This window comes from Kitasatospora sp. NPDC004614 (genome assembly GCF_042873675.1).
In the GTDB taxonomy this organism is placed as follows: Bacteria; Actinomycetota; Actinomycetes; order Streptomycetales; family Streptomycetaceae; genus Kitasatospora.
Window position 1 is genome coordinate 470,020 of record NZ_JBIALR010000001.1, and the last position, 12,109, is coordinate 482,128.

At 71.7% G+C, this 12,109-nt stretch carries 11 protein-coding genes; 4 read left to right on the forward strand and 7 right to left on the reverse strand.

Annotated elements, in window-relative coordinates; all coding sequences use genetic code 11:
- Nucleotides 1-54: 54 nt before the first annotated feature.
- Complete coding sequence (locus ACFYST_RS02005) at nucleotides 55-1,095, reverse strand: hypothetical protein (RefSeq protein ID WP_387859241.1); 1,041 nt, start codon at nucleotides 1,093-1,095, stop codon at nucleotides 55-57.
- A gap of 136 nt (nucleotides 1,096-1,231) precedes the next feature.
- Between ACFYST_RS02005 and ACFYST_RS02010 the strand changes: the two genes are divergently transcribed.
- Together ACFYST_RS02010 and ACFYST_RS02015 are read left to right on the forward strand one after the other, a co-directional pair.
- Nucleotides 1,232-1,816 carry a TetR/AcrR family transcriptional regulator gene (locus ACFYST_RS02010; RefSeq protein ID WP_387859243.1) on the forward strand — a complete coding sequence of 195 codons (585 nt, stop codon included), beginning with the start codon at nucleotides 1,232-1,234 and terminating at the stop codon, nucleotides 1,814-1,816.
- A 233-nt stretch (nucleotides 1,817-2,049) separates the two neighbouring features.
- Nucleotides 2,050-3,291 carry a hypothetical protein gene (locus ACFYST_RS02015; RefSeq protein WP_387859245.1) on the forward strand — a complete coding sequence of 414 codons (1,242 nt, stop codon included), beginning with the start codon at nucleotides 2,050-2,052 and terminating at the stop codon, nucleotides 3,289-3,291.
- A 91-nt stretch (nucleotides 3,292-3,382) separates the two neighbouring features.
- Here the strand turns inward: ACFYST_RS02015 and ACFYST_RS02020 are convergent, their stop codons facing one another.
- Complete coding sequence (locus tag ACFYST_RS02020) at nucleotides 3,383-5,956, reverse strand: collagenase (RefSeq protein WP_387859246.1); 2,574 nt, start codon at nucleotides 5,954-5,956, stop codon at nucleotides 3,383-3,385.
- Between the two features lie 155 nt (nucleotides 5,957-6,111).
- Entirely contained in the window at nucleotides 6,112-7,041 is a 930-nt protein-coding gene (locus ACFYST_RS02025) for a LysR family transcriptional regulator (RefSeq protein ID WP_387859248.1), read from the reverse strand.
- 83 nt (nucleotides 7,042-7,124) lie between these two features.
- Between ACFYST_RS02025 and ACFYST_RS02030 the strand changes: the two genes are divergently transcribed.
- Entirely contained in the window at nucleotides 7,125-7,616 is a 492-nt protein-coding gene (locus tag ACFYST_RS02030; protein WP_387859250.1) for a hypothetical protein, read from the forward strand.
- An 82-nt stretch (nucleotides 7,617-7,698) separates the two neighbouring features.
- Here the strand turns inward: ACFYST_RS02030 and ACFYST_RS02035 are convergent, their stop codons facing one another.
- The 4 genes from ACFYST_RS02035 to ACFYST_RS02050 all read right to left on the reverse strand — a co-directional run bounded on the left by ACFYST_RS02035 (nucleotide 7,699) and on the right by ACFYST_RS02050 (nucleotide 10,787).
- On the reverse strand, nucleotides 7,699-8,211 hold the full coding sequence (locus ACFYST_RS02035; RefSeq protein WP_387859252.1) for a GNAT family N-acetyltransferase: 513 nt from the start codon (nucleotides 8,209-8,211) through the stop codon (nucleotides 7,699-7,701).
- 55 nt (nucleotides 8,212-8,266) lie between these two features.
- Nucleotides 8,267-9,016, reverse strand: coding sequence for a PIG-L deacetylase family protein (locus ACFYST_RS02040; RefSeq protein ID WP_387859253.1), 750 nt, complete (start codon nucleotides 9,014-9,016; stop codon nucleotides 8,267-8,269).
- Nucleotides 9,017-9,114: 98 nt separating this feature from the next.
- Complete coding sequence (locus ACFYST_RS02045) at nucleotides 9,115-10,119, reverse strand: hypothetical protein (protein ID WP_387859255.1); 1,005 nt, start codon at nucleotides 10,117-10,119, stop codon at nucleotides 9,115-9,117.
- Between the two features lie 83 nt (nucleotides 10,120-10,202).
- A complete protein-coding gene (locus tag ACFYST_RS02050; protein WP_387859256.1) occupies nucleotides 10,203-10,787 on the reverse strand; it encodes a TetR/AcrR family transcriptional regulator in 585 nt (194 codons plus the stop codon).
- A gap of 62 nt (nucleotides 10,788-10,849) precedes the next feature.
- Here ACFYST_RS02050 and ACFYST_RS02055 point away from each other — a divergent pair, with 62 nt between their 5' ends.
- Nucleotides 10,850-11,839, forward strand: coding sequence for a hypothetical protein (locus tag ACFYST_RS02055; RefSeq protein WP_387859257.1), 990 nt, complete (start codon nucleotides 10,850-10,852; stop codon nucleotides 11,837-11,839).
- Nucleotides 11,840-12,109: the final 270 nt, after the last annotated feature.

Here is a 12,109-nt window from a genome sequence, read left to right on the forward strand (position 1 = left end):
GGCGCGTCAGGACGGGTCGAGGCAGAACGGGTGGCCTCGGGATTGGTGGGTCCGTCAGGAGCGTTCGCGTTGGCGGTTGCGGCCGTAGGCGGCGAGGGCGTGGAAGGCGGCCTTCGGCTCCCAGGGCAGGCCGGGGTGGGTGGTGGACGGGCGGCCGGGCGGGAGCGGGCGGACGATGCCGAACGAGGCGCGGTCGAAGTCCCGGTCGGGGTCGTCGGAGCCGGGCAGGTGGTAGTGGGCGAAGGTCTGCACGAAGGCGGCGTCCAGGCCGGAGTCCGCGAAGACGGCGAGCAGGTCGAGCAGGTAGTCGGCCTGCTCCTGTTCGTCGCGGGCGAGGGGCTCGGCGAAGCGGTCGGCGCGGCCGTCCGCGTCGAAGAGCACGGCGCGGTCGCCGCGGGCGCCGAGCGCGGCGGCGCCGGTGAAGCTGCCGCAGCCGAACTCGGTGACGGCGGCGGGCCGGCCCTGGCCGGTGAGGGCGCGCAGGCCGGGGGTGAGCAACTTGGCGTTGGTGGCGTCGCGGTAGCCCGCGTCGGTGGCGACCACGTCGAACGGGGCCCAGTCGATGCCCTCGAACGGCAGTGAGGCGTAGCCGATCCGCCCGCCGAAGAGCGGCCTGACGGCAGCCAGGACGCGGGCCAGGAAGGCATTCAGGGTGCGGTGCAGTTCGGGCAGCAGGGCGCGGAAGCGGTCCTGGTCGGCGAGGACGGCGGCGCGGGAGAGGAAGTCGTCGCCGGGCAGGAAGCCGTCCGTGAACAGGGAGATCTCGGAGCCGGTGAGCAGCACCACCTCGGCGCCGGCGGCCCGCAGCTTCTCGGCGCGGCCGGCGCAGTCGACCAGCAGGTCGAACAGTTGCGGCTGGGTGAGCCCGTTGGTGAACGGCGAGAACCAGACCTCCAGTCCGGCGTCGGCGGCGAACCGGGCGGCAAGCTCCAGCCGGTCCGGTTCGGCGCCGGTGATGCGCACCGCGTCGCAGCGCAACTCCTCACGGATCACCAGCATTTCGCGGCGCACGGTGTCGGGGTCGAAGGGCTCCCGGGTGGTGGTTCCGGTGGTGCCGCGGAAGCCGGTGTCGTAGGTGATGCCGAAAACGCGCACGGCGAAGCCGTCCTCTCCTCGCGAGGTAGGGTACGGCTCGTACCTTATGGGGAATTGGGTACGGCCGGTACCTTGTTTCGGCAAGGACATAGCATTCGGACGGAGACCCGAAGCAGGCACTGAGTGGAGGTGGCAGGTGACAGCGACCAGGCGACGCGGCGCCGAACTCGAGGACGCCATCCTCACCGCCGCCGGCGAACTCCTGCTCGAACAGGGCGTGGCCGGACTCACCATGGACGAAGTCGCCCGCCGGGCCGGCACCAACAAGAACGCCCTGTACCGGCGTTGGCCCCACCGCACCGCACTCGGCATCGCCGCCTACCGCCGCCTCGCCGCCGCCGAAACCCGCCCGCCCGACACCGGCAGCCTCCGCGACGACGCCCTCGACCTGCTGCGCCGCGCCAACCGCACCTGGTCCTCCCCCTACGGCGAGATCCTGCGCGGCCTCCTCGCCGCCGCCGGCGGCACACCCGAACTCCTCGCCCAACTCCGCGACCCCGACCGCCCCGACCCGCTCGACGAGGCCTGGCTGACCGTCCTCGCCAACGCCGCGACCCGGGGTGAAGCCCCGGCCGCCGCCGTCCACCCCCGCGTCGCCGCCACCCCCATGGCCCTGCTGCGCACCGAATACCTGCTGCGCGGCGTACCGGCCGTCCCCGACGAGGTCCTGGTGGAGATCGTCGACGAGGTCTTCCTCCCGCTGGTCCGGGGCCGGGCCTGAACGCTCCTGCCGGAAGGTGGGCGGAAGTCCGTTTCGCGGTGGGCGAGTTGGACGGCGCGACAGAGCAGGGCGGCGGCCCCGGCCGGTGCGCGGTGATGGGGCCTGCTCGAACGGGAGCGGGGTGCGGGCCGGTTGTGGATGAGGGGCGGAGGGCGGAGCCGAACGTCTCTGCCTGGCAGGCGAGTGGGAAAACCGTTCGCGGTGGGCGAGTTGGGTGGGCATCCTCGGACGCTGTGACGGATGAGAGCGACGAACCGGCGAAGTATGCGCCGGCCGACACCCTGCTCGGCCTGCTCGAACGCGGGCGGGGCGCGGGGTGGTTGAGAGCGAAGGACGACCGGGAAGCCGGGGCTGCGGCCCTGCTGGACTGCCTGCGGCGGGACACCCGGTACGACTCCAGTGACGACCGGCACGACTACCACGCCCAGCTCGTAGGGGAGTTGGCGCTGCCGATCGACCTGCTGCGGCAGCAGGTCGAAGGAGCGGACCAGGGCGCCTGCGAGCGTGCCTACGAGATTCTCGCCGCCCTCGCGCTGACCGGATCGGTCGCGGCGCGGGAGGTGCTGCGCCGGTACGTGCGGCAGGGCGAGTGCTGGCAGGACGTGCTGGACACCCTCGCCGACCGCTGGCCGGTGCCGTGGTGGGACGACCTCGCCGAGGACGCGGTGCGCCGTCTCGGTGGGGACGAGCCCGAATACCCCTCCTCCGAACCCTGGTTGCGCTGGCGGGAGTTGATGCCGGAGAGGCCGCAGCGGAGGCCCGGACGGCACGTGCATTCGCTCGCCGCCAGTAACACCCGGCTGCTCGCGCTGCTGGCCGACGGCGGGAGTTCGCTGTCGGAGCGGGTGGCGGCCGTCTGTGCGCTGGCCGATCGCCCACCCGTGTCCGAAATCCTGCCGCTGGTACCGGGGTTGTTCACCGCGGAGCCCGCCTTCTTGGGAGATCGGGCACTGCCGCGGCTGGGCCGTGTGGTGGAGCGCCTCGGCACGGCCGCGGTCGAGGACGCCCGCGCGTGGGCCCGGTCGCCCCGCCCCTGGCTGGCCGGGCTCGGCCTGGGGGTCCTCGCCCGGCACGGCGACGCGCGTGATCTCCCGTTGCTGCTGGCGGAGTTGGAGCGGCAGTGGGCGGCCGGTGAGTGGTGTGGCTCGCACTGGGTTGCCGACGGTCTGGCCCGGTTCGGTCCGGCCGCCGCCGAGGCCGCGCCTGTGCTGCACCGGTTCTGGGCGCACACCCCGCACTCGTACGAACGCCCCTCGTACCTGAGGGCGTTGGCGGCCATCCGGCCCGGCGAGGTGGATGCGGAACTGACCGAGTCGCTGTGGGACTGCGAGGAGGATGCCCGCCTATTCGCCGTCGAGAATGCACCGGACGGGCCCGAACTGGGCATGCGCCTGGCCGAGTTGAGCGCGAGCCCGGTGGAGTCCCCGGACCTGCGGGCGGCTGCGGCGCGAAGGCTGGCGGGCGGATACCACTGACGCGCGGAGACCGCTGGCGGGCGGAAACCGCTGACGGGCAGCCGCGGCAAGGGAGGCCGCGACTGCCCGTCGGCAGGTGGGGGTGTGGGGGTCAGAACTGCGTGGCGACGGTGACGTTGGTGAAGTCGGTCGCCGCGTACAGGCTCAGGTAGCGGTAGCCGGCCGAGGGGTTGGTGACGGTGATGGTCTGGCTGGTGCTGTTCGGGGTGGTGGAGGAGGCGGTGTACGCGCTGGGGGAGGCCCAGGTGGCGTCGTTGTAGTACAGGTACGCGGTGCCGGTGCCGCCGGTGGTGGTGATCTTCAGGGTGCTGGTGCCGGCGGGCAGGTAGACGTACAGGTAGTCGACGCTGCCGGCGGTGCGGGTGCGGCCGGTGCGCTGGCAGTTCTGGCCCATCGCGTCGGTGCGCTGGTCGGTGCAGGTCGGCAGGGTGGTGCCGCCGCCGCTGCCGGTGGTGACGGTGACACTGGCCGGGGTCGAGGTGGAGCGGCCGGTGGAGTCGGTGACGGTCAGCGCGACGGTGTAGGTGCCGGCCTTGGCGTAGGTGTGCGAGGGGTTGCGCTCGTCGGAGGAGCTGCCGTCACCGAAGGTCCAGTGCCAGGAGGTCAGCTGCGCGGGCGAGTTGGTGACCACCGAGCGGTCCGTGAGGGTGACCGTCGCGCCGTTCACCGACTGGTTGAACAGCGCGGTCGGGCCGGTGGCGAAGCACGCGCCGGCGGCGCACTGGGTCAGCCAGGCGTCGAAGTCGGCGTCGTAGGAGGTGCCGAGGCCGTTGTAGACCGCGTAGCCGCCCTGGTAGTCACCGGTGCGGAAGTGGCCGAGCATGTTGGTGACGTCCGCCGGGTGCTTCTCCATCATGTAGCGCACGGCGAGGTAGCCCCACGGGTAGACCCGGGTGGAGTCGGAGTTGTAGTAGGTGTTCTGGAAGATCGTGCTGAGCTTGTAGGTGTGCTTGGCGGCCTCGGTCATCGCCTGGGTGTCGGTCACACCCCGGTAGCCGTACGACTCGTACTCGGCGACGCCTTCGATCCACCAGATGTCCGGGACGGACGTCTCGGTGGTGAAGTTGCCCTTCATGTCGTAGATGTTGTCGAGGTAGTGGGTGTACTCGTGGTTGAGGTTCCACACGTTGCCCGCGAAGTCGTCGTTCCACGACTTCTGGTACATGATCGACACCGGCTTGTTGGCCGGGTCGGTGGGATCCATGATGGTGACGCCGCCGTTGTCGGTGGAGTTGTTCCAGATCGCCCACGAGTAGGTCTGGTAGTCGGCCGCGCTGGCGAACACCGGCAGGTCCAGGGTGGAGCCGTACTGGCCCGGGATCGGGCCGTTGTCCTTGACCAGGTTGTGGAAGTACGCGTCCTCGCCGCGCAGGCTCTCGCACACGGGCTGGAGCTGGGCGACCGTCAGCGCCTGGGCGCGCAGCGTCTTGTTGTCGCAGACCAGGACGTTCGGCAGGACGGCGTTGATCAGCTTGTTCGGCAGGTCGCAGATGCCGAAGGTCGAACACTGGGCGGAGTTGAACTTGTTGGACTGGAACGCCGCGTGCACGTACAGCGGGCCGCCCGGGCCGGCGATCGGCGTCGAGTCGAGGATCTGCTTGATCAGCGGCCGGGTCGCGGCCTCGACGGTGGTGCTGTCGCCGGACATCCGGGCCAGGTCGTTGCCCGCGTTGACGTCCAGGAAGGAGTTGCCGGTGCCCAGCAGGTCCTTGTGGTTCAGGGTGAAGTTGCCGAGCGTGGTGACCAGGCTGGTGTCGGCGTTCAGCGCGTTGACGAAGTCGGTGTTCCAGTTGGCGCGCCACAGCGGGGCGAACAGCACCGCGTTCACCGCGTTGACCATCTTCGGGTACGCGTTGTAGCTGTTGTTGTAGCCGTTCAGCACCTGCTTGTACGTGTTCAGGTAGTTCGCCTGCACGTTGGCGCTGTCGGTGAGCACCAGCACGTCGTACAGCACGATGCCGTTGGCGTCCGAGACGTCCTGCCAGTGCTGCCCGGAGAGGAACGTGTCCAGGCCCGCCTTGGTGGCGGCGGTCAGCGTCGAGTCGTAGTTGCCGACCGCGTCCGAGTTGTACGACTGGACGTAGTAGCCGGCCCGCAGGAACTGCACCAGCTGGAGGATGTTGGCGTTGTTGGTGCCGTCGTACGTCGCCGCCAGGTCCTTGAAGGCGTTCGCGACGGTCAGCATGTTGGCCTGCTTGAAGATCGCGCCCGCGTCGCTGCCCGTCACGTTGTACAGCGTGCCGATGCAGCTGGTGGGCGATCCCTTGACGAACGCCACCAGGTCCGCGCCGGAGCGGCTGCCGAAGTCGGCGGGCGCGCAGGTCTGCGCGGCGAGGCCGGCCGGCTGGTTCTGCTTCTCGCCCTTCTTCACCGGGCGGGGCGTGGTCTGTACGGTGGTGCCGGCCGGCTGACCCATCACCACCTGTCCGAGCAGCGCCGGGGGCAGCGGGGCCGAGACCGGGGCGTGGGTCTCCGGGGCGGCCTCGACGATCGGGCCGAGCGGCTTGGGGGCGGCGTTGCGGTCGCTCTTGGCAGCGGATGCGGCCGGGGCGGCGGCCTTCGACTGTCCGCCGGTCGCCGCGAAGGCCGGGGCGGGCAGCAGGGTGGCCGCCGTGGCACAACCGGCCAGCAGGCCGGCCGCCAGTGCGGGAAGAGATATGCGCACTGCTTCTCCTGTGGGGGATGGGGAGCTGAGGTGGGGTGCATGCATCGTGGCACCGGGGCGGGGGCCAGAACAATGTCACAGGTCATATGACATTGCACTCCGGCGGCATAACACCGGAGGGTTGTTCTTGGGTGTTGACCTTCCCCCGGGAGTCGTCAGGTGCGGGGCGGGCGGAAGGTCCGGCTCGCCCAACTGTGCAAGTGCGGTGCCCCGGCAGCGAGTTCGCGGTACGCGGCGGTGGCCGCCCCGAACAGGGTGTCGACGAGCGCCGGACCGAGGGCGGCCCGGCGCCACAGCAGCACGTACCGCAGCCACAACGGCGCGCCGAGCAGCGGCTTGATCAGAACCCCCGCAGCGGGCGGCGTACTGGCGGGGACCAGGGTCGCACCCAGCCCCGCCGCCACCAGATCCTGTATCTCCCGCTGCCCGTACGGCAGTTGGCTGACCGCCATGGGCTTCGCCGTTGCCGATTCGCAGGCCGCCCGGACGAATACCGGCCACGCGGTGCCGTCGGCGGCGGGCAGCAGCCAGGTCTCGCCGGCCAGATCCGCGAGGGCCGGCTCGGCGTGGTGCCGGAGCGGGTGGGCGGCCGGCAGGGCGACGAACACCGGCTCGGTGGCGAGAACGCGCGCGGCGAGCGTCGGCGTGGGGCGCAGGCCGGAGTCGGGATGGTCGAGGGCCAGCGCGAGATCGAACGGCTCGTCGGGTCCGGTGGTGAGCGAGAACCGTATCTCCGGCCGGAGTTGCCGCGTCCGGGCCAGCGTCCCCGGCAGCAGCGCCGGACAGCCCGCGGCCACCCGCAACTCGCGGTGCGGCCGTTCACCGTTGGCGGCGACGGCGTCCCCCAGCCGGTCCACCCGGGCCAGCACCTCGCGGGCGGCGGCGAGGACCTCCGCCCCGAAAGTGGTCGGCACCACGCCGGCCGCCGTCCGCTCGAACACCACCGCCCCCAAGTGCCGCTCGATCCGCCGCAGTTGCGTACTCGTCGCCGGCTGCGAAGCGCCGATTGCCGCAGCCGCCCGCCCGACACTGCCGGTATCCGCGATCGCGCAAAGCACCCGCAGATGCCGCAGCTCCAGGTCCATGGCCCGGCCTTCCCGTGCGAGTGGATCAGTACTATTTCACACACAACATGTCAGATGGTGCCGCTCACCTTCGCTTCTCGTCCGTGCCACGTCAAGCCCCGGACCGGTTCGCGCCCTGGAGCGCGAAGGTGGTGCAGAGCGTCGTGGCGGTGGCCGACATTCCGGCCGGGCCGGCCAAGAACGTCATCGACCCGCTGACGGACGCTTGGCTGACCTCGGTCGTGGACGACAGCAGCGCTCCCGGCTGGGCCGGATCGGCGCCCGGACCGCGCAGCGGGCCAACGGCATGTGCCGTCCTGATGCCCGACGACCCCAAGACCGTGGGCCTGAGGCTGTCCGCCTACTACCCTCCCTTCGCCTACGAGGCCAGGCGCGGAGTCGGTCCGGACCAGGGGGCGATCGAGCCGGGGACCGACGGAAGCCTCAGCTGGGCGACCGCGAAGTGCCCCGGCGGCACGGCCGTGTACCTGGGGAACCGCCTCGCACCGATGGATGCCTCGGCACGGGACGCTTTCGCCGCGTTCGCCCGGCACTCCGCCGAACGCCACGGCTGCTCGGCACCGGCCCTGCCCTGACGCCCCGCCACCCGGAGGCCCGGCCCCTGCCGCACCACGCGGCAAGCCGGGCCTCCGGCGTGCGGGGCCGGGGGAGGAATGGTCAGGCGGGGGCTTCTGCGGTCGTGCTGAAGGAGATCCAGGTGTCCGGCGGCAGGTTCGGGCGGCCCGGGACGGGGCGGTGGTGTTCGGTCCAGGTGGGGCCCGCGATGGTGGTGGCGGTGCGGCGCCAGAAGTGGGCGGCGGTGGGGTTGGTGTCCTGGAAGGCGACTTCCCAGGGGCCCGGGTGGTTGGTGATGACTTGTTGGACTGCGCGGAGGCCGATGCCCGATCGCCTGGCGCCGCGGGCCACGAAGAAGGTGTTGAGGACGCGGGTGGGGGCGGTCAGGCCGCGGACGAAGGCGAAAGCGGCTGGGGTGTGGTCGGCGGTCGTGACGAGGTAGGGGGCCCAGTCGGGGTCGGCGAGGGCCTGGTGGAGGCGGTCGTCGCGGAAGGTGCCGTCGGGGTTGGGCAGTTGGCCGTTGAACTCCGACATGTCGTGGCTGAACATCAGCCAGAGGCGTTCCAGGGTGGGGCGGTCGGCGGTGGTGGCGAGGCGGACGGTCAGGTCTGACACGGGACTCCTTCGACGGACGGGTGCCGCATGTCGACTGTCTAGCAGGCGAGGTCGATCAACTTCCAGCGGGCGCGGCGAGGTTGGGCAGCGGGTGCGGCTGGTACCACTCGGTCTGCATCAGCCGGGCGCGGACGGACGGCGTCGCGGCGGCGAGGCGGCCGGGGAGGGCGCCGCGGGTGACCTCCGACTGGTGGGCGAAGACGGCGGCGAGTTTGCGCGGGAGCCACGCGGTGACATCGAGGGTCTCGACGGTGGCGTCCGGGACGCTGTATGCGGTGCGGCCGGGACGCAACAACAGGGCGCCCAACTCCCTTGCGGCGCTGTGCGGATGGGTGGCCAGCAGGAGGCGGCGGACCGGCCAGGGGGCGCCCAGTTCGGGGTGGAGGCCGGGGAGGGCGGCCGCGTGGACGGCGAGGACGGTGAGGCGATGGGTGTGCCGGTGGTCGGGGTGGCCCGTCAGGCTGCCGTACGCGTCGTGGGTGACCACCCATTCGGGACGGAACTCCCGCAGGTGGGCGACCAGTTGGGCCACCGCCTGATTTAGCTGGGCGTCGAGCAGCCGCGCCCGCCCGGGCGCGGAGTCCGGGACCTTCGCGTCCGCGTAGCCCAGCAGTCGGGGTGGCCCTGCACCCAACTCATCCAGCGCACACGCCAGTTCGGGAATCCGGTGGGTACCCGCCGCCCACGTCGCGGTGACCACCGCCGTCCGGGCGCCGGCCTCCGCGTGGCGGGCGAGCAGGCCGCCGGCGGAGAGGGATTCGTCGTCCGGGTGTGCGAACACGCCGAGCACGCTGGGGAGTTCCAATTCGCCGTACCGCCTTCGCCCGGTAGGGAGTTCCGTTCCCCCGCAGGGTGTCCGGCGCGTTTGGCGGCGAAACCGCCCGATCGGGGGAGCGGGTGGGGCTACTGAATGGCCCAGCGGGTCGGGTGGGCAGGGTCGTTGGGGCAGGTGAAGACGTTGAGCTCGTTGTGGCGGCCGGCGATGATCTCGGTGGGGGAGTTGTGGCCGGGGCGGTCCTCCAGGGGTTGCCAGCTGCGGCTGCCGCCGTCCCATTCGTAGCTGTCGATGGTGAGCAGGAGCCGCATCGGTGCGGCGCAGGCCGGGCAGTCCATGGGGTACGGGTCGGTCGCGTGCCAGGAGGCGAAGCCGCCGACGCGCCAGCCGGGCGGGATGGACAGGTCGTACTGGTAGTAGGGCGGTTCGGCGCCATCCTCGGCTTCGGCCTCGAGGGCCTCCTCCCAGGCGTCGATGCGGGCGAGCAGATCCTCGGGCAGGAGGCCGGCGTACTGGTAGGTGGCCACCTGCTCGGGGTGCAGGACGCACGGTTCGGGAAGCAGCCCGTCGGACCCGACGACCGCTGGTTGCGGGGGCGGGCCGAGCACCGGGCCGACCTCCCGCGAGCGCCGCCAGTGCAGGTGCAGGGCGAGTTCGAAGCGGCTGCCGCCGTGTGCCGTGAAGGGGCACCAGAACACCTGGAGCAGGTCGCAATCGTCGGGGCCGGCCGGGAGGTCGGGGATGTCGCGGCGGTACAGCTGCGCGAGGCCGATCATCGGCAGCGGGTCGGTCTCGGAGGCGTCGGGAATCCGGTACTCCCGGCGCAGCTCGTCCAGCAGTTCGCGTTCCTCGTCCGTCGGGCCCGGGTTCTGCTCGCGGGCCCAGGCGGTGGCCAGCACCTGCCGGTAGCGGTGGATGTCGGCGGGTCGTCGGCCGCGTCCGCGTCCGTGTGCCTCGTGGCAGACCGGCCACGGTTCGTCGGCGGGCCACAGCATCGGGCCGCCCACCGAACTGGCCGTCGGGTCGGGTCGGCCGGGGCGGGGGTGGAGCCGGGTGGTGGTGCCGCGGTGGGCGGACAGTTCGGGGAAGAGCGCCTCGACGTCGAGCGGGCGCGGGGGAGTGGTTCGCGTCATGGGGGTTCCAAGGGTGCTGTGGACAGGGACAGCTGGTGTCGCGGGCGGCGGTGATGGTGTGAGGCGCAGGGGAGCGGACCGGTTCAGGGGTGCTGCGGGCAGCGGCAGAGGCTGTCGAACGCGGTGGTGACGGCTGCCGCGAGGTCGGTGGCGATGGTGTGCGGCGGGTGGCCGGCCAGGAGGCGGTGGCGGAGTTCGCGGTGGGTGGCGCGGTGGGCGCCGATGAGGGCGCCGGCCAGGAGGAAGGCGGTGGGGGACGGGGGGAGGGAGGCCGCGAGGGCGGTTTCGGCGCGGTCGGCGATCTCGCGTTCGCGGGCGCGGAGCGCGGGGCTGGCCTCGATGGTGCGGTGGAAGGTGGCGGAGCCGGGGGTGAGGTCGGCACGGCCGATGGCGGTGCGCAGGTCGTCGCGGAGGGCGGCGACGGGGCAGGTGCCGGGCGGGCGTTCGCGGACGACGGTGGCCAGCTGCTGTTCGACCTCGTGCTGCCGGTCGAAGAACAGGTCTTCCTTGGTGGCGAAGTAGTTGAAGACCGTGTTGGTGGAGACGCCCACGTGCCGGGCGATCTCGGCGACGGTGACCTGGTCGAAGCCGCGTTCGAGGAACAGCGGAAGCGCGGCGTCCGCGATGGCGGTCCGGGTCTGCTGCTTCTTGGTCTCACGAAGGCCCATGCACCCCATGCTAGGGTCACTGAAAAATTGGTGTCACACCAAAAATATCGCCAGGGGGTCAAATGGACGACAGGCAGCGGCAGTTCAGGTTCGGCATCTACCCGGGGGCGCTGCTCGGTGACGGGCAGGGGATCGTGCACCCGGTCAGCCCGGACGACCCGCGGCAGGTGGCCGAGGCGCTCGACGAACTGCAGGGGGAGGAGGGCGAGTTCCTGGTCCGGGTGTACCGGTCCTTCGCGACCACCGTCAGCGCACCGGGCCAGACCCCGGACAGCTGGGAGGCGTACCTGGGCGGGCAGCGGGCGCGGAAGGTCGATCTGGTGCTGCAGTTCCGCGAGCCGACCGGCAGCCGGGACGGGTGGGAACGGTTCGTGCGCGGGCAGGTGCGCGAACTGGGGGCGCGGCTCGGCTCGGTGCAGATCTGCGAGGAGCCGAACGTGGACCTGCCGGTGCTGGACGGCAGCGTTCCGGGGGTGCGGGAGGCGCTGGTGGCGGGCGTGGTCGCGGCGAAGGAGGAGGTGCGCGAGCTCGGCCTGTCCGCCGAGGTCGGCTTCAACGCGGTGCCGTCGTTCGGCCCGGCCGCGCCGTTCTGGGACGCGCTCGGCGAACTCGCCGACCGGCGCTTCCTGGACGCGCTCGACTACGTGGGGCTGGACTTCTTCCCGGACGTGTTCCGCCCCGTCCCGGCGGAGCGGCTGGCGGACGGGGTGGGCTGGGTGCTGAACGGTTTCCGGCACACCGATCTGCCCAAGGCGGGCATCCCGGCCACGGTGCCGATCCGGATCTGCGAGAACGGCTGGCCCACCGGGCCGGGGCGGTCGGAGCAGGCGCAGGCCCGGGCGCTGGAGACGGTGGTGCGGGCGGTGGCCGGGCAGGCGGCGGCGCTGAACATCGACGGGTACACGCTGTTCGCGCTGCGGGACGCCGACAGTCGCGGCGAGAGCCTGTTCCACGGTTTCGGCCTGCTGCGCGACGACCACACCCGCAAGCCCGCGTTCGAGACCTACCGCCGGCTGATCGCCGAACTCGGACCCGCGCTGCGAGCCGGCTGATCGCCGAACTCGGACCCGCGCTGCGAGCCGGCTGATCGCCGAACTCGGACCGGCGATACAAGGCGCCGGCACCCGACAAGCCGGTAGGTGAGGCCGTGTCAAGATCCCGACAACGAGTACCGGAATCAATCGTTCTGGGCGATTCTCGGACCCTTCGGGGCGATTCCGACCGTTCAGATGCGGTTTCCGACAAATTCCGACAGAGTCCATGCTTCGAGTGGTCAAGGGAGCGCTAGACTCCGGAACGGCTCGGCCGGCGACCCTGACGGA